This is a genomic window from Moraxella atlantae NBRC 14588 (genome assembly GCF_001591265.1).
GTDB lineage: Bacteria > Pseudomonadota > Gammaproteobacteria > Pseudomonadales > Moraxellaceae > Faucicola > Faucicola atlantae.
In genome coordinates this window covers 79,392-96,224 of sequence record NZ_BCUL01000007.1, presented here as the reverse complement: position 1 = coordinate 96,224, position 16,833 = coordinate 79,392, and the positions used below count along the sequence as shown (strand labels likewise).

Genomic DNA, 16,833 nt, shown 5'->3' with positions numbered 1-16,833 from the left:
TTAGCGTGTAACATTGGAATAACTAACTAACGCAAAAAAACGTTACAGTTATTTTAGCCACATTGGCAAAGCAAAGCGATGTAATGCCGATACAGTTATGATACCATAGACGCGCCGTTGTCCGCCGTGATTGGACGGACTTTTTTTGCCCATTGCCCAACCTTTGATCACTAAAGCAAAAGCCTGACGCGTATGGAAAATTTTATCAATAAAATAAAAAATAGCCGCTTCATGCAGCACAAATGGATGCAGTTTGTGGTATTTTTGATTAAAAACTTTTTGAATGATAATTGCACGCAAAAAGCCGCCTCGCTGACTTATACCACGCTGTTATCACTGGTGCCGATTTTGACGCTTGTTTTGGTAACGCTGTCACTGATTCCGCAGCTAGCAAGTGCCAAACAACAAATCCAAGAGGCTATTTCGCGCAATTTGTTGCCCTCGGCAGGCTCACAGGTGGCGGATTATATTCAGCAGTTTACCAGTAACGCATCAAACTTGTCGCTGATTGGTGCGGTAGCGTTACTGTTTACCACATTATCGATGCTGTTCACCATTGAACGGGCGTTTAATGAGATTTGGCGCGTTGAGAAAAAAGAAACCACGTTGTTTAATCTATTGCGCTATTGGGCGATTGTGACAATCGCGCCGTTTGTGCTGGGTACGGCATTTATCGTGTCAAGCACAGTGCAAAGTTTGAGTTTTTTAAACCAAAACTTTGGCGGTTATGCCATTGACTGGGCGGTGTGGGTACATATTGCGTCGGTATTGGTGATGACATTGGGGTTTGTCGGCATTTATTGGTTTATTCCGCGCTGTCAAGTGCGCTTTAAACACGCGCTGATTGCAGGTATCATCACAGGTATTATTTTTGAGCTACTCAAGCAGTTTTTTGGCTTGGCGGTGAGTAACTTTACCAGTTATGAGGCGGTGTATGGCGCGTTTGCAGCGTTGCCGTTGTTTTTGCTGTGGGTGTATGTTTCTTGGAACGTGATTTTGCTTGGCGTTGAGATTAGTTATAGCTTGACGATCTTTGAAACCGATGAGCTGAACCCACGCCACGCGCTGTTTAGCTTGATGGATATGCTCAACGTTTTGTATCGTGAGCACAAAAAAGGCAACGCAGTTAATGAAGCGGGCTTGCGTGATGTGCTTGGGCGGCGCGAGATGCCCAACTGGTACACCTATATCACGTTTTTGCAAGACAACAATTTGATTACCAACAGCGAAAAAGATGAGTATATTTTAAAACGCTCATTGCAAGATTACACACTGTGGGATTTTTACCAAAATCTGCCCTACCCGTTGCCACACCGCACCGATTTACAAAAAATGCAAAAATATGTGCCGCAATCGCGGGAATGGGTCGCGCTAATGGCAAAAAATGAACGCATGTTGCAGCGCAATTTTTCGATATCATTGGCAGATATCTTTGATACGATGGAGCCACGCCAAAAACCCGATGCTGATGACATTGATCAGCCCAAAGGCAAGCACAAAATCAATGACAACTCACTGGTACAGGGGCGTGAAAAAAGCGGACTATCAGGTGGACAAATCAGCGATGTGATTAACAAAGACCAGCGCATCAAAGACACCGACAAAGACCGCGTGGTAGAGGACACCGCCGAACAAAATGCAGCCACCAATGCCCAAATACATGCCGCCCAACTACATGCCCAAACGGGCGCAGGTGAACCAAGTTTGGACCCAACCATGAGCCAAAAGCACAACCAACCACACGCGCATACGTCTATCAAGCCATCGACACGCCAGCCCACAGGCAAAGAATACGACGCGCTGATTGACTATGCAGGCAACGACAGCGATGTGTCAAATGCCCCCAAAAGCCGCCTAGCGCAGCACATTGATGGCATTGATACCAGCTATGATGCGCGCATGAATGAACAAAATTTTCATGAAACACTCAATTATCAAGCACAGCTCGGTCATCCGATTGTCGAGCAGCAAGGCGTAGACGGCTTTATCCCCAATCGCTTGGACGGTGCGACCGATGAGCTCAAACACGCCGTACAAATCAATGATGATGGCTTGATGCGCAGTGCCAATCCGATTAAGCGCGGCAATTTTATTCAACGCAAGTTTAAAAAGCTCAAACACTTGATCCATGAGCACACGCGCGATGATCACCACGACCACCAGCCCAAATCAGTGCAAATCATCGATGAGCGCGACAATCCGCACAAACAAGGCTGATTTTTCCCAACAGGATAAAAAAAAGGGCGTGAGTGCCCTTTTTTTATGCCGTTTTTATCGCCAAAGTGTGACCGTTAAATCAAACCCTTTTGGCGCATACTGCGAAATACCAGCCAAAACACCAACGCGTTGAGCAACAAGACACACAGATGCAGCCAGTTAAACGGCTTAGCGATCACGTCATAAAATTCAACGGGTAAAAAAATCCCATAACCCAGCAAGCTGAGCCAGTATGCCCACGCACGGTCACGGTACAAGCCATACGCCTCCAAAAAGCGCAACGCCGCATAGCCCAGCACCAAGGCCACCAACCCACGCCAATGCCCATCAATGCCCTGCGCCCAACCTGCCAGCGTATCAAGCTGCGGCGCAAACCACTGCCCCCACGTGCGGCGCACCGCTGCAATCGAAGTACCTGCTACATGCTCAATACGGGTATGCCAAATTGCCAATACCACCGCCACCAATACCGCGCCAATGCCCTTGAGCAATTCATACGCTGCCACCATGCCAATAGCACGGTTAGGGCGTGATGGTTGTTGGGTCATCGCGGCTTGCTGGGCGTTGTCTGCCGATATCGCATGAGCGCTGGTTGAATAAGGCTTAGAATTTAAATCAGTCATCGCGCAAATTAGTCGAGAGAATTTTTTACGATTGTACCACACGCCGCTAACAAATCGGTTTGCAAGCATGCCAAAATCGGCGCACAGTGCAGTTGCCGTCAGCGAAGATTACAGGTAGTTAAAACCACTTGCGGGCTGAGAACAATCTCGAACTGCCTTATCAATGTGTTCTCACGGGTTATCCTCATATTATTAACTGAAGTTACGCAGCCCTTTAAAAAAGCGTTATTATAACAAAAAAATTGGTCAGCGAGAGTAAACAAATGAACAAAGACATGATAGAACTCTACAGCGACTACCTCATTGCAAGTTTTGGGCAAACCACCGCCACAGGACTTGCCAATCTACTACAAGGGAGCATCTACCATGACAGCATCACCCGATTTTTAAACAGCGAAACACTCACCGCCAAAGAACAATGGCAACTGATTAAACCCATGCTAAGACAGCATGAAAATGCCACACCCAATGCCACAGGCTATCTCATCTTTGACGACACCATACAGCCTAAACCGCACACAAGCATCGACGACATCAACTGCTGGCACTACGACCACACCCAAAACAAAAACGTCAAAGGCATCAACCTGCTTAACTGTCTGTATCATCGCAAAGACATCGACATACCCTTAAGCTTTGACATCATCACCAAACCCAACGTCTTTACCGATGACAAAGGCAAGGTTAAACGTAAAAGCGATAAAACCAAAAATCAGCGTTTACTTGAGATGTTTGACATGGCAGTTAAAAACCAAGTCAAATTCGACTATGTATTAGCCGATTCTTGGTTTTCAGCCAATGCAACATTCAAGCACATCCGTAAAGCCAAAAAACATTTTATCTTTGCGTTAAAGTCAAATCGCTTAGTGGCTTTAACACCTGATGATAGACAAAAAGGTAACTTTGTACGTATTGATGAGTCTAATCTACCCGATAATACCCCTGTCCACGGCTTTTTAAATGACTACCATGATGAAGTCTTGTTATTACGCCGAGTCTTTACAAACAAAGACGGTAGCACAGGGATTTTATATCTGGTGTGTTCGGATTTGCAATGCGACAAGGATACGTTTATCAACAGCTATCAAAAACGATGGCAGGTTGAAGTGTATCATAAGTCGTTAAAGCAAAATGCCAATTTGGGTAGGTCTCCTGTGCATAGCCAAAGGGCACGGGTTAATCATATCTTTTTAGCCACGTATGCGGTGTTTAAGCTTGAGTGTTTGAAAATCAAAACCAAGTTGAATCATTTTGCTTTGCGTTTGAAGCTACTCGTCTCCGCTAATCAGTCGGCTTTTGCCCAGCTTAAGGCTATTAGCGGTGCGTAACTTCAGTTATTAAGGACATTATATGTCAATTTCAACACAAAACACTCGTCTTATCGCCACTGGCATCGCTATTGCGAGTGGCTTGTTATTGGCAAATCCTAGCTTTGCCCAAACCGTCAAAACAGCCGCTAACCATACGGTGATACACAAAACTACGGCAAAACCAAGCACCGCCCAACCAACCGTCCACCAGTCTGCCGAAAAGACCGCCCAAGCTTCAACCAAAGCGCTAATACCTGCGCTATACAATTGACTTCCTCCCCTCCCTAAAGTGAGGGGATTCCTTCTACAAGACGGTCAAGCCCGACCGCAAGAATGTTCTTACTGGCGTTAATATCTCTATCATGCCATGTGCCACACTTAGCACAAGTCCATTCTCTTATTCCAAGCGATTTTCTACCTTTCGGACTATTGGCGGTGATTTCACCGCAACACGAACATCGCTGGGTCGTGTATCTCTCATTCACGATTTCAAAACGGCAACCTGCGTTCTCGCATTTGTAGGTCAGTTGTCGTTTGAGTTCAAACCAACCTGCGTCATATACGCTTTTGGCTAGTTTGCCTTTTTTGCTGTTAAATTGGGTGGTTTTAACGTCACCAACCACGATTAGGGCATTGTCTTTGAATAGCCCTGTGGTGAATTTATGTATCAGGTCTTGGCGTGTGTTTTTGATTTTGGCATGAATCGCTTTGACACGTTGTTTGTTTTTGGCACGTTGGGCGACACCCAATTTTTTAGCCCATGCCTGTGTTTGTTTAATTTGTAGTTTATCGCCATTTGAGGCGGTGGCACTGTCTTTTAAGCCTAAGTCAATACCGACACTACCTGTACCACATTGCTGTTTTGGGTATTCTTTGACGGTGATACACGCATACCATCGGTTACGGCTGTCTTGGACGACCTCAAGGGTGTTTATTTGATATAGGCTAAGATTGTAGCTATCCCATAAGTCTATAATTAGCTTCTGCCCTTTGGTTAAACTAAGCTGTAAGGTTGATTTTAAGCCTTTTTTACCCGTCTGATGGGTAGCCAGTAACTTGATTGCGGATTGCTTAAATGGAATCCAACCTAGGCTTTTACGCTTTGCCTTTGGGCTGTTGGTTCGCCAGTTAAGTTTAGCCTTTTTGAATTGGCGACGCGATTTGGCATGGGTTTCATTGATGGCTTGTATGGTTTGAGAATGCAAGCCAAGTAGTTCACCGCTACCTTTGGTGTATTCGTTTAGGTCATAGGCACTAAAGAATTTACCAGTACGTTGTAAGTATTTAAAACTCAAGTCATTAACATAGTTCCACACAAAATTGACCGAACCGCTTAGGCGGTTTAGTTGGTCTGTGTGTTTATCTCGTATGCGTAGCTTGAGGGTTTTCATGGGGTTAGTTTAACATATTTAACAAGTTTCTGTGTGCAAGCATGGTTTCGGAGTTGCCTTATATCCACCGCCTAAAGTCGCAGGTTTACGGCAACGGATGATAAACCGCACAGCGGATAACCAAACGTTTATTGTTCTGATAAGAAGCTTGACTTTGTGAAATCAAGAATTTTTAATTTATATAAAAATATTAATTAAAAAATAGTTGATCAACTCGTCCTACCAGTGTACTACCAATAAACGGCGTGTTCTTGCCTGCCGAATGCATGGTATCCGCCGTGACTTGCCAAGCTTGATTGGGATCAACCAATACCGCACCACCAATATCACGCCATTGCGACTCAATGCCTGCAATGCGCGCAGGATTGATGGCAATTTTTTCGATCAGTTGCTCGGCGGTCAAGATACCGTCACGCACCAGCTGGCAACCCAATGCCATAAACGTGTCTAATGTGCTAATGCCGGGCTGACATTCGGCAAATGGGGCTTGCTTGGCGGTTTTTGCCAGTGGCTCATGGTGGCTACAAATTGCATCAATCGTGCCATCTTGCAAGCCCTCAAGCAGTGCCTTTTGGTCGGTGTTGCTGCGTAAAGGCGGCAAGACATAGGCTAACGCATTAAAGCCAATCAGCGCATCATCGGTCAAGTGCAACTGATGCATGGCAACATCACAGGTAATTGGCAAACCACGTTGTTTTGCCCAGCGGATTAAATCCATCGAAGACTTACAAGTCAGCTGGCTAAAATGCGCTGATACGCCTGTTTCCTCGACAATCAACAACTGTTTGGCAAGGGCGACGGTTTCGGCAATCCACGGAATGCCTGCCAAGCCGTGATACGAGGCAATATAGCCATCATGTGCCACGCCATTTTTGGACAGACTTGGCTCATCGGGGTAAAAAAACACCTTAATGTCAAAGGTGGCAGCGTATTCAAGCGCGCGTAACAATACATCATCATTGGCAAAACTGCGTCGTGCATTGGTCACGCCAATGGCACCGCCTTGTTTGAGTCCCAGCATATTGGCAGGAAATTCACCTGCCAGCCCAGCCGTCAATGCGCCCAACACATGCAGATGAATGCCTGCATCATGGTACGCGCGTTCACGCAAGCCTGCCAGCAGCGATCCGTTTTCTAGTACAGGTTGGGTGTCGGGTGGTACAACAACATGTAAAAAGCCGTTTTGGCGGGCGGCGTTGCCTTCGGATTTGAGTGTGCCGTGTTGCTGATGCCCCGGTTCACGCAAACGCGCGCACAAGTCTACCAAGGGCGGCAACAGCCATTTATCATTGGTAGCGGTGGGTAGTTGGTCGGTATCAAATTGCCAGTTGGATGGAAGTAAATTTTTCATGCGGTTCTCTTGATCTCGTTTTCATAAAGCAAAGAAGCAAAAATAAGGTGCGCCGTTAGCGTTAAGTCAATACGCGCGTGTCAGTCTCATCAAGTGTTGGGCTCTCATCAGGATTGGCAAAACTCACCACACCGTGCGTAACCACTTCATCTTGTTAGTCATCGGTACGGCGCTCAACCGTAACTTTTTGGCTGTCTTGCCCGACCTTGGCATACCCTTACAGCTTTTTTGGCTTTGGTGGTGACGCAGCCGCCACAACCTTATTTCTTAGCGCAATCTAGCTTGTCGCTGCCCCTGCATGGCGAGGGCCAACACCGCCATGCGAATGGCAATACCGTTATTGACCTGTTTTAAAATCACCGATTGCGCACCATCGGCAACACTTGAGGCAATTTCAACGCCGCGATTCATCGGACCTGGGTGCATGACAATCGCGTCAGGGCGCGCGCGTTTGAGGCGTTCGGGCGTGATGCCGTATGCCTTGAAATACTCGTTGGTTGAGGGTAGCAGCGGCGAGCCGATGCGCTCGTTTTGAATGCGTAAGCCAATAACCACATCGCAATCCACAATCGCTTGATCCAAATCATTAAACACTTGCACGCCATAACGCTCGATGCCCTTAGGCAGCAAGGTCTTGGGCGCGACTACGCGGATATCGGTTGTACCCAAGGTTTTGAGCGCGGCAATATCTGAGCGCGCTACACGGCTGTGTTTGATATCACCAATGATAGCAACGCGTAGCTGTTCAAACGGACGCGCTGCCTCGCGGTGAATGGTGAGCATATCAAGCAACGCTTGCGTTGGGTGCGCGTGCCAACCGTCACCACCGTTGATGATGGCGATATTGGGCGTAACTTCGGTTGCCATAAAGTGCGCCGCACCCGACGCGCTATGACGCACAACAAAAATGTCTGCCGTCATGGCCTCAAGATTCCACAAGGTATCGCGCAAGCTTTCGCCTTTTTGCGTACTAGATTTGGCAATATCAATACTGGTGACGTTCGCGCCAAGGCGTTTTGCCGCCACTTCAAATGTTGTACGCGTGCGTGTGGAGTTTTCAAAAAACAGGTTCATCACCGTACAGCCGTCAAGCTCATCGCTGTTTTTGATTTTGCCATCGCCAAGCAAATAGCCATTGGCTTTGTCCAAAATTTGCATCAGCTGGGCGCGGCTTAGACCCTCAACGCCAATAAAGTGCCGAATACCCTCGGGGATCAGCTCAGGCTGGCTCATGGCGGTATCAAGTTTGGTTTGTAGGTCTTTGTTGAAAGAGGTTTGGGTGGTTAAAATTTTCATTTTTAAGCCTTTTCATTGTGCCAATTTATTGTGCCAATCTAAGCTGCAAATTAAGTTTAAAGTAAAATTTACCATTTTCAAAATATACGCTGCCAAAACGGTGTCTTGTGGAAGAAGGTGTATCAAAAAAAGTATGTTGATAAAAAAAAGCTTTTAGCACAGCATCTTGATTGGTATGATAAAAAATCAACTCGCCATTTTCATTTACCAGTAGTATCGAATTAGCAGTTAAATCACCGTTCCATGCATGGGTTGGGAAAATCCCCAAAATCGTCGATTTAACAAAATCTTTTAGACGGCAAGTGATTTGCTCGGCTTTAGCAGTGTCAGAAATTTGGCTACTAGGAAAACTACTCAATTTGTTATCCATGCGTTTGGCGAAAAACGCCAATAAAGCTTGGGCTAAAATTTCGGGCATTTGGCTATCTACCTTTCGTAAGGTGCTTTCATAAGTTGGGTTTTCGCACGACCGAAAGCTTAGGTAACCACCCAATTCATAAATTTTTTGCAATCTGTCTTTAATTTTGGATCGACTTTCAATGGCATTAATTACATCGATATCGTTGGCGCTAATACCTTGAATTTCATATATAAAATTAGTCGCCTGTGAGGCATTGAGCAACGTGGGCGAGTTGCCCAAAAATGATTTGATACTGGTCTGTTGTTCGCTAAACAGTTGTTTGTTATCCAAAAAAGACAGCGAAATATCACCTTTTTCTAAGGATGTGCCTTTGGTTTTAGTTTCGCCCAAAATCGCTATTTTTTGGTCTAGTATGGTGCTACTAAACGTACTTTTACCCGCTTTAATATCGGCTAAAATTTGGTCTAACTCCGCTTGCGTCAAAAAATCGGCTAATTGATAGTTGGTTTGTTTATCGTTTTTTACTACTGTAAATTGCGTTTGCTGCAAATCAATGAGCGACTGGTTGGTATGGATTTTTAGCACTTGAATACTATCAGCAGTGGCATGAGCATTGATATCGCCATAAGGAATAATTTGCTCAAAAATCACTTTACATAGCGCGTAGACTTCACTCAATTCACCTTTATTACGTTTTATTATATGGCTATTTATCATAGAGTTATTTATCATAGGGCTATGTTTCTGCGTACTCTTGGGATAAAAATGCATATCGTGATGCTGTAAATAACCAACAACCGACTGTGCCACTTGTCTCACCACTTCAACGCATACGCTATTACCTAGCTGTTTCATGGCTTGGGTTTTCGACACAGGAAACTCATAACTATCGGGAATTGCCATCATTTTTTTTGATTCCGTGACGCCTATGCGTTTGACCTCACCACCTACCCGATAAAATTCCCAATTTCGTCTATCATCAATTCCCGATCCTTTACCACCAACCCGCAGGGTGAAACCTATATCCTTTTCGCACGGCTCACCGAACACATCCGACATGGTATAAGTTAAAGGCAATTTAGGTGGAAATATAAAACGTGGTAGGTTGTCGGCATTTTTAAACCCGACAATAAATACTCGTGGGCGATGCTGTGGAATATTGTAATCAGAGGCTTTTAACACTTGATAATATACCGTATAACCTGCTTTTTTGAGCAACGTTAAAATAATCTCAAACGTGCGTCCATCATCATGATTAACCAAATGTCGGACATTTTCTAAAATAAAAGCATTGGGCTGTTTGGCTTCTAAAATATCCAAAATACAGAAAAATAAATTGCCCCGTTCTGAATCCGCTCCATCACTAAAGCCCTTTTTTAGTCCAGCTTGAGAAAACGGCTGACACGGAAACCCTGCACATAAAATATCGTGATCGGGAACTTGATGGGGCGAGAGCTTACGAATATCGTCATTAAACACAAATTTGGAAGTATCAAAATTATGTTGATAAGTTTGCCGAGCAAAGCGGTCTTTTTCGGAGGCAAACACACACTCACCGCCCAAACTTGCCAACGCCAAATGAAACCCACCAATGCCTGCAAACAAGTCAATAAAAGTAAATTTTTTCTCAAAACTCATAAAATACGCCCTATCAACTCAGACTATTCTACTCCAAATCTGCGATGATAACATTAAAAAACCATCTCAAAACGTGCTACAATTTTCTAAAAATTTCTGCCTATTAAGACTCATTGAAAAGGAAAGTCCCATGCAAACGAACATCACCACCTTGACCGATTACCTAGCCCAGCACAGCCAATCTGCCAATATCAACCAAGTGATAGGCGATATCAGCCGCGTGGCGATACAAATCAGCCGTTTGCTGCGCCAAGGTGCACTTGCCGATATCCAAGGCGAAGCAGGCAACCAAAACGTACAAGGCGAAGAACAAAAAAAACTTGATGTGATTGCCAATGATTTACTGATGGACGCTTTGACGCAAAATACAGCGTGCGCCGGTGTCGCGTCAGAAGAAATGAATAACGCTGTGGCTGCCAACGCAGGCGGCGCGCTATTGGTGCTGTTTGATCCGTTGGATGGCTCAAGCAATATTGATATCAATATGCCTGTGGGCACGATTTTTTCGATTCTGCCGTACAACAACCAAGGGCACGCCGCAACAGATGCTGACTTTTTACAAGCAGGTACGGCGCAGCTTGCCGCAGGTTATGTGCTATATGGCACTTCAACCGTGATGGCATTGACGCTCGGCAACGGCGTTGCGATGTTTAGCCTTGATACGCAAAGCAATCAATTTGTTTTGATCCAACAAAACATCAGCATTGACGCAGACACCAAAGAATACGCGGTCAATGCGTCCAATTATCGCTATTGGCTGCCTGCCATGCAGCGTTATGTCGATGAATTGGTCGCAGGCAAAACAGGCGCGCGCGGCAAAGATTACAACATGCGTTGGGTGGCGGCAATGGTCGGTGATGTTCACCGTATTTTGTGCCGCGGCGGCGTGTTTAGCTATCCATTTGATACCAAAGATCCAAACAAGGCAGGCAAATTACGCTTGATGTATGAAGCCAACCCGATGGCATTGTTGATTGAGCAAGCAGGTGGTAAGGCAACTGATGCGACGCAGCGCATTTTGGACATCACACCGATCAGCATTCATCAGCGCGTGCCTGTGGTACTGGGGGCAAAAAACGAAGTGGATTATATCAAGCAGTTACATGAAGCGGCGCAATAATTTGCGCGCATTGTACTTGCTTGTCGTAAAAGTTGGTGACTCTAAGCAGTCGCCTGTTTGACGGATTGAACAAACAACCCATGATGATCACCTCAAAAGACAATCCCACCATCAAAACCGCCCACGCCTTACTAACCCAATCGCGCCAACGCAAAAAACTGGGCAAAACCGTGCTTGAGGGCGTGCATTTATTGGACGCGTATCTAAACGCAGATTTTACGCCCGACACTGTGATTGTCAGCCAAACAGGCTTGCAAAATGCTGAAATCAACGGCTTATTACACCGCCTTGGCAACGTCAAAATCCTAACCATTAGCGATGAGTTATACAAAACGATCCGCAGCCTTGGCGAAAGTCTGCCAATCATAGCAATCATCGACACGCCAAGACCAGCGTTCATTCACGATGTGACCGATGATTGCTTAATCATCGATGGCGTGCAAGATAATGGCAATTTAGGCACGCTACTGCGTACCGCATCGGCGGTGGGGGTCACGACGGTTATTTGCACGACAGGCACAGCATCAGTCTGGTCGCCTAAAACCTTGCGGGCAAGCATGGGCGCGGTATTTAGCCTAACGATGTATGAACAGGTGAGTCTGACTGATATTGTTGCCCAAGTTAAAGTGCCACTATTTGCCACCAGTTCGCACAGCGACAAAGTGATATATCACACCGATTTGCGTCAGCCACTAGCGTTGATACTTGGGCATGAGGGACAAGGGGTAAGCGCAGAGCTACTTGCGCAGGCGCAGCCTTTGACATTGCCGCAGCCAAACGGACAAGAAAGCCTCAACGTTGGTGTGGCAGGTGCGTTGTGTTTGTATGAGATGTTGCGCCAGCGGTGTTATGCCTAGCTTATATTTGTAAAAATTTGCAAAGATGAATACAATGTATTCAGCGTCTTTTAGCACAAGGAATTTTGTTATGCAAAAAATTTTTATCGCCAGTCTTGCCTTGATAGTGGCGGCTATGACAAGCTGTAGCCAATATGCAGCCGATCGCCAGTCACCTACCGATCATCACAAAGCCATGCCCCGCCACACAGCGCACCATCCAAACCCTGCGCCTAGCCAAAATCAGCCTGCACACGTTAAAGCCTATATGAACAGCATGCATGCCATGCACCAAGCAATGGCAAAAGGCATAGACGCCAAAAATGCTGACTTAGGGTTTGTCCAAGGTATGATTCCGCACCATCAAGGCGCGATTGATATGGCAAATATTGAGCTGCAATACGGCAAAGACGCACAAATGCGTGCACTGGCGCAAGCCATCATTGACGCCCAAACCAAAGAGATCGCTTATATGCAGCAGTGGCTGATCGCCAACCAAGCCAGCCAACCGACTGCCACCAATGCCGCTGCTATCACACAAGCTTATCAAACCAACAACCAAGCCAACCATGACGCGATGATGCACGGTATCATGGCGGCTAACCCCGATGTGGCGTTTGCCCAAGGTATGATCCCGCACCATCAAGGCGCGATTGATATGGCAAATGTGCAATTACAATATGGCACCAACCCCGATATACGCCAACTTGCCAGCCAAATCAAAGCCGCGCAAGCCCCCGAGATTGAGCAAATGCAAAACTGGCTAAAAACTCAAGGTCATTCTTGACTGCTATGCTGGCTAGGTTTACGGGATTTAGCCCAAATAAGTTTAACCCAAAACAAAAGGCACGCATTTTGTGCCTTTTTCTTTTTTATATTACCAAACAATCATCGCTCACTTAACTGCGGTAATCCGCGTTGATTTTGACATACTCGTATGACAAATCACAGGTATATACCGTGTCGCTTGCCTGCCCTTGCCCCAAGTCAATGTGAATGGTGATTTCAGGGCGACTCATCACCGCCGCTCCCTGATCTTCAGTATAACCATCTGCCAAACCGCCGCGCTCACAAATCCGCACATCATCCAATGAAACATTGACCGTAGTCTGGTCTAAATCCACCCCTGCATAGCCAACTGCCGCCAAAATCCGCCCCCAATTTGGGTCACTGGCAAAAAACGCCGTCTTAACCAAAGGCGAATGCGCGACAGCATACGCCACTTTGGCACAGTCATCGCTGGTGTTGCCGCCTGTCACTTGCACGGTGATAAATTTGCTCGCCCCCTCACCATCGCGCACAATAAGCTGGGCAATACGCAACATGACGCTGGCAATGGCCTGATATACCGCGGCGTAGTGTGGGTGCGTGGTGCTGTCTATCATCGCCGTATCTGCCTTGCCTGTAGCAATCAGCGTACAGCAGTCATTGGTTGAGGTATCACCATCGACGGTAATGCGGTTAAACGACATTGCCACACTATCACGCAGCATGGTTTGTAGCACATCGGACGCAATCGCCGCGTCGGTGGCAACAAAGCCAAGCATCGTCGCCATATTTGGACGAATCATGCCCGCCCCTTTGCTAATGCCCGTCACGGTATATGTCACACCCTCGATCGTTACCTGCTCACTATGCCCTTTTGGCACAGTGTCAGTGGTCATGATACTATGCGCCGCCGCTAACCAGTTATTTTCATCAAGGTTTACCAGGGCTTTGGGTAAGCCTGCAATGATACGCTCACTGGGCAAGGTCTCACCAATCACACCCGTAGAATACGGCAATATTTGTGCGGCGGTGGTGTTGGTCAGACTTGCCAACGCATCGCAAGTGGCAAGAGCACGGTGTTTGCCATCTTCGCCTGTCGCGGCGTTGGCGTTGCCTGTATTGACCAATAGATAACGTGGGCTTGCGTGTTGCAAATGCTGGCGCAGTAGCTGAACGGGCGCGGCGCAAAACTGGTTTTGTGTGGTGACCACTGCTGTGGTCGCGCCCTCACACAATGCAAAAACCGTTAAATCCTTGCGGTTTGGGTAGCGCACGTGCGCTTCAGCAATACCGATTTTAATGCCTTTGATAGGTAATAATTTAACCAGTTCAACGTTACCAACTGCCATATTTTTTTCCTTTTTATTCTGCTAGCATGACCAGACGATGCCACACAACAATCCATAGCTTAAAAAATCAATCGCTAAAATCCGCCCAAATCGGCGCGTGATCAGACGGCTTTTCCATACCGCGTAAAGCATAGCTGACACCTGCGCCATTGAGTTTGTCGCGCAAATCGGGCGACATCAAGATATGATCAATGCGCAAACCACGTTTGGGTGTGTCATCAAAACCCTTGCTGCGATAATCAAACCAGCTAAGCGCGTCGCCCTTTGGGTACAAGGTGCGGTAAGTATCTTGCAAATCGGTTGCCATCAAATTGGCATACCAGCTGCGCTCCTCGGGCAAAAACGAGCACACGCCGTTTTTTAGCCAGCGTTGGGCGTTTTTTTCACCAATACCAATGTCGAGGTCATCAGGTGCGATGTTCATATCGCCCATGACAATTAAACTGCTGCCATTTTTGCGTAAATCATTGATATAATTGGTTAAATTTTGATAAAATTCACGCTTCATCGGGAATTTGGTCGGGTGATCACGATTTTCGCCTTGTGGAAAATAACCGTTTAGAACATCGATTGGTTTGCCGCCAAAGTCATAACGCGCGTGGATAAAGCGGCGTTGGCTGTCGGGCATGTCGTGCAAAAAGCCCTTTTGCACCAGCGTTGGCGCGGTTTTGGACAGCAACGCCACGCCATAATGCGATTTTTGCCCAAAATATTCAACGTGGTAGCCCAAATCACGCACCATCGCCAGCGGAAACGCCTCATCGTGGACTTTGGTTTCCTGCAAGCCGATTACATCGGGGTCGATGATATCGCGTATCGCCTGCAACTGGTGCGGACGCGCGCGTAAACCGTTGATATTAAAGCTAACAAAACGCGGCATGGCGCAAATTCTCCATGTGATCAATGCCTAGCTTGTGTCATACGCCCTAGGTCAAATGGTCTATTTTAGCACATCACAACACGCCAAGTGCCTGCAAGCCGCGATAAATGCCGTCCTCCCACGCAGGTGGGCACACATAGTCCGCCACTGCCTTAAGCTCAGCGCGTGCATTGCCCATCGCCACGCCACACGCCGCGTGTTGTAGCATCTCGATATCATTCACGCCGTCACCAAATGCCAATGTGTCCGCCCACATTAAGCCCAAGTGGTTGAGCGCCTGCTCGATACCACGCGCTTTTGAGCCTGCCGCATCCAAAATATCAATGCCGCTGTCATGCCAGCGCACAATGCGCAAGCCCTCGGGCAAATCAAGCGGTTGGCGATTGTCCGTACTAAATGCCAAGATCTGATACACAGGCGTTTGCGGGTCAAAATCCGCTGGTGCAAGGCGGCTATAGCCAATACCCAATTTTGCCAACGTGTCGCGAAACAACCCATCCTCTGCCAACGCCACCACCGCGTCATCCATGATATAGCCATACGACATTCCTGCTTGCGCCAGTGTCGCACTGACCGCTTGCACATGTTCAGGTGCAAGCGCGTATTGGGTCAAGGGCTCACCACGATAATGGCTGCGCTGCCCATTGACCGTGACCAACAAATCAATACCCACATCCTTAGCCAACCGCTCGACAGGCTCAGGTAATACCCGACGCGCCCGCCCTGTGGCAATGGCTACCAAAATTCCGCGCGCTTTAAGCCCATGTACCGCTGCCACCGCGCTATCAGGGATGCGGCGTTCTGCTTTGATATACAACGTATCATCGATATCAAAAAAGACGATTTTGGGAGGCTGTTTTAAAATAGGCACCGTTGTCTGGTCATGGTGAGCTAAATTTGACATTATTTTAATCTTACTATGTAGTAATTTTACATGAATATGTTTGAAAAAAATGCGGCACTTAGGTTCATATCCCAATAGCCGCCAATTTGCGCGCGTACACCTGCCCACGCCAAATAAAATGCACATGCGCCTGTTCAAATGGCGTATCATCAAACCACAAAAACACGCCTTCCATCATCTTGGGCCAGTCATTCCAATCAATTTCACCAACGCCTTGCATCAGTGCCAATAACGCTGCCAGCAACGTATCATGACTGACCGCCAACAACAAATGCCCAGGCTCGGGTTGGTGGTCATAAAACAAGCGCAAAATATCCCACGCGCCTTGTTGTGGGGTTTTGGTGCCTGCCAATTGGCGTGCCAAAAATCGGTTGATAAAATTCAACGCGCCGATCTCACGAAACACTGTGCTGACCGTTTCAGGCTCGGTGACAAGACTACCTGGCTCGACCAGTAACGCTTGCTCTGCCACCGCACGCGCCACGCCTGCCCCTTCTTGCATGAGCAGCGCGGTATCAATACAACGCTGAATTGGGCTACTGATGCTATCGACATCCAAACAGTAATCCAAATTTGTCGCCAGCCAACTGCCCCACGCGCGCGCCAATACCCGACCTTGGGGAGTCAAAGGCAAGGCATAGCTGGCAAAGCCCTGCCCATCAGAACTCACCCGCAGCGAATGACGGGTAAACAAAATCAGCCGTTTGTCCGTTGGCAGATGCTTGACCGAGTCAATCATACTGGGCGGCAAATGGGCAGGCACAGGCAAAATCCGTTGGGGCATGTGGT

At 47.2% G+C, this 16,833-nt stretch carries 16 protein-coding genes; 6 read left to right on the top strand and 10 right to left on the bottom strand.

The window, feature by feature from the left end:
* Positions 1 to 48: 48 nt before the first annotated feature.
* The gene (locus tag MA2_RS11210; RefSeq protein ID WP_169795165.1) at positions 49 to 300 is read right to left on the bottom strand and encodes a hypothetical protein; all 252 of its coding nucleotides are present in this window, start codon (positions 298 to 300) and stop codon (positions 49 to 51) included.
* On the opposite strand from MA2_RS11210, the gene MA2_RS05955 reads away from it, so the two are divergent.
* On the top strand, positions 280 to 2,217 hold the full coding sequence (locus MA2_RS05955; protein WP_245945303.1) for a YihY family inner membrane protein: 1,938 nt from the start codon (positions 280 to 282) through the stop codon (positions 2,215 to 2,217). The genes MA2_RS11210 and MA2_RS05955 overlap by 21 nt on opposite strands.
* 74 nt (positions 2,218 to 2,291) lie before the next feature.
* Here MA2_RS05955 and MA2_RS05950 read toward each other — a convergent pair whose 3' ends face one another.
* Positions 2,292 to 2,909, bottom strand: coding sequence for a DUF2127 domain-containing protein (locus tag MA2_RS05950; RefSeq protein ID WP_079352083.1), 618 nt, complete (start codon positions 2,907 to 2,909; stop codon positions 2,292 to 2,294).
* Positions 2,910 to 3,103: 194 nt separating this feature from the next.
* On the opposite strand from MA2_RS05950, the gene MA2_RS05945 reads away from it, so the two are divergent.
* Positions 3,104 to 4,168: an IS701 family transposase gene (locus MA2_RS05945; protein WP_067057907.1), complete on the top strand. Its 1,065-nt coding sequence runs from the start codon at positions 3,104 to 3,106 to the stop codon at positions 4,166 to 4,168.
* Positions 4,169 to 4,190: 22 nt separating this feature from the next.
* The gene (locus MA2_RS05940) at positions 4,191 to 4,421 is read left to right on the top strand and encodes a hypothetical protein (RefSeq protein WP_067057905.1); all 231 of its coding nucleotides are present in this window, start codon (positions 4,191 to 4,193) and stop codon (positions 4,419 to 4,421) included.
* Between the two features lie 13 nt (positions 4,422 to 4,434).
* Here the strand turns inward: MA2_RS05940 and MA2_RS05935 are convergent, their stop codons facing one another.
* The 4 genes from MA2_RS05935 to MA2_RS11205 form a co-directional block, all read right to left on the bottom strand.
* A complete protein-coding gene (locus MA2_RS05935; protein ID WP_067057903.1) occupies positions 4,435 to 5,541 on the bottom strand; it encodes an RNA-guided endonuclease InsQ/TnpB family protein in 1,107 nt (368 codons plus the stop codon).
* Between the two features lie 190 nt (positions 5,542 to 5,731).
* The gene (locus tag MA2_RS05930) at positions 5,732 to 6,892 is read right to left on the bottom strand and encodes a dihydroorotase (protein WP_067057901.1); all 1,161 of its coding nucleotides are present in this window, start codon (positions 6,890 to 6,892) and stop codon (positions 5,732 to 5,734) included.
* A 267-nt stretch (positions 6,893 to 7,159) separates the two neighbouring features.
* Positions 7,160 to 8,125, bottom strand: coding sequence for an aspartate carbamoyltransferase catalytic subunit (locus MA2_RS05925; RefSeq protein ID WP_373279757.1), 966 nt, complete (start codon positions 8,123 to 8,125; stop codon positions 7,160 to 7,162).
* Positions 8,126 to 8,213: 88 nt separating this feature from the next.
* The gene (locus tag MA2_RS11205; protein WP_079352208.1) at positions 8,214 to 10,187 is read right to left on the bottom strand and encodes a DNA cytosine methyltransferase; all 1,974 of its coding nucleotides are present in this window, start codon (positions 10,185 to 10,187) and stop codon (positions 8,214 to 8,216) included.
* A 142-nt stretch (positions 10,188 to 10,329) separates the two neighbouring features.
* Between MA2_RS11205 and MA2_RS05915 the strand changes: the two genes are divergently transcribed.
* The 3 genes from MA2_RS05915 (at position 10,330) to copM (ending at position 12,930) form a co-directional block, all read left to right on the top strand.
* The gene (locus tag MA2_RS05915; protein ID WP_067057970.1) at positions 10,330 to 11,307 is read left to right on the top strand and encodes a class 1 fructose-bisphosphatase; all 978 of its coding nucleotides are present in this window, start codon (positions 10,330 to 10,332) and stop codon (positions 11,305 to 11,307) included.
* Between the two features lie 80 nt (positions 11,308 to 11,387).
* A complete protein-coding gene (locus MA2_RS05910; protein ID WP_067057897.1) occupies positions 11,388 to 12,164 on the top strand; it encodes a TrmH family RNA methyltransferase in 777 nt (258 codons plus the stop codon).
* Positions 12,165 to 12,234: 70 nt separating this feature from the next.
* The gene (gene copM / locus MA2_RS05905) at positions 12,235 to 12,930 is read left to right on the top strand and encodes a CopM family metallochaperone (RefSeq protein ID WP_067057895.1); all 696 of its coding nucleotides are present in this window, start codon (positions 12,235 to 12,237) and stop codon (positions 12,928 to 12,930) included.
* Between the two features lie 112 nt (positions 12,931 to 13,042).
* Here the strand turns inward: copM and argJ are convergent, their stop codons facing one another.
* The 4 genes from argJ to MA2_RS05885 all read right to left on the bottom strand — a co-directional run bounded on the left by argJ (position 13,043) and on the right by MA2_RS05885 (position 16,828).
* Positions 13,043 to 14,260: a bifunctional glutamate N-acetyltransferase/amino-acid acetyltransferase ArgJ gene (gene argJ, locus MA2_RS05900; protein ID WP_067057894.1), complete on the bottom strand. Its 1,218-nt coding sequence runs from the start codon at positions 14,258 to 14,260 to the stop codon at positions 13,043 to 13,045.
* 67 nt (positions 14,261 to 14,327) lie between these two features.
* Positions 14,328 to 15,140 carry an exodeoxyribonuclease III gene (gene xthA, locus MA2_RS05895; RefSeq protein WP_067057891.1) on the bottom strand — a complete coding sequence of 271 codons (813 nt, stop codon included), beginning with the start codon at positions 15,138 to 15,140 and terminating at the stop codon, positions 14,328 to 14,330.
* A 73-nt stretch (positions 15,141 to 15,213) separates the two neighbouring features.
* Positions 15,214 to 16,044 carry a Cof-type HAD-IIB family hydrolase gene (locus MA2_RS05890; protein WP_067057889.1) on the bottom strand — a complete coding sequence of 277 codons (831 nt, stop codon included), beginning with the start codon at positions 16,042 to 16,044 and terminating at the stop codon, positions 15,214 to 15,216.
* A 64-nt stretch (positions 16,045 to 16,108) separates the two neighbouring features.
* Positions 16,109 to 16,828: a histidine phosphatase family protein gene (locus MA2_RS05885; protein WP_079352210.1), complete on the bottom strand. Its 720-nt coding sequence runs from the start codon at positions 16,826 to 16,828 to the stop codon at positions 16,109 to 16,111.
* Between the last annotated feature and the right edge of the window lie 5 nt (positions 16,829 to 16,833).

Bases quoted from the DNA above. Each gene is read 5' to 3' on its own strand.
- MA2_RS05950 (WP_079352083.1), bottom strand. From the start codon at position 2,909: ATGCTTGCAAACCGATTTGTTAGCGGCGTGTGGTACAATCGTAAAAAA.
- MA2_RS05945 (WP_067057907.1), top strand. From the start codon at position 3,104: ATGAACAAAGACATGATAGAACTCTACAGCGACTACCTCATTGCAAGT.
- MA2_RS05940 (WP_067057905.1), top strand. From the start codon at position 4,191: ATGTCAATTTCAACACAAAACACTCGTCTTATCGCCACTGGCATCGCT.
- MA2_RS05935 (WP_067057903.1), bottom strand. From the start codon at position 5,541: ATGAAAACCCTCAAGCTACGCATACGAGATAAACACACAGACCAACTA.
- MA2_RS05930 (WP_067057901.1), bottom strand. From the start codon at position 6,892: ATGAAAAATTTACTTCCATCCAACTGGCAATTTGATACCGACCAACTA.
- MA2_RS05925 (WP_373279757.1), bottom strand. From the start codon at position 8,125: ATGAGCCAGCCTGAGCTGATCCCCGAGGGTATTCGGCACTTTATTGGC.
- MA2_RS11205 (WP_079352208.1), bottom strand. From the start codon at position 10,187: ATGAGTTTTGAGAAAAAATTTACTTTTATTGACTTGTTTGCAGGCATT.
- MA2_RS05910 (WP_067057897.1), top strand. From the start codon at position 11,388: ATGATGATCACCTCAAAAGACAATCCCACCATCAAAACCGCCCACGCC.
- copM (WP_067057895.1), top strand. From the start codon at position 12,235: ATGCAAAAAATTTTTATCGCCAGTCTTGCCTTGATAGTGGCGGCTATG.
- argJ (WP_067057894.1), bottom strand. From the start codon at position 14,260: ATGGCAGTTGGTAACGTTGAACTGGTTAAATTATTACCTATCAAAGGC.
- xthA (WP_067057891.1), bottom strand. From the start codon at position 15,140: ATGCCGCGTTTTGTTAGCTTTAATATCAACGGTTTACGCGCGCGTCCG.
- MA2_RS05890 (WP_067057889.1), bottom strand. From the start codon at position 16,044: ATGTCAAATTTAGCTCACCATGACCAGACAACGGTGCCTATTTTAAAA.
- MA2_RS05885 (WP_079352210.1), bottom strand. From the start codon at position 16,828: ATGCCCCAACGGATTTTGCCTGTGCCTGCCCATTTGCCGCCCAGTATG.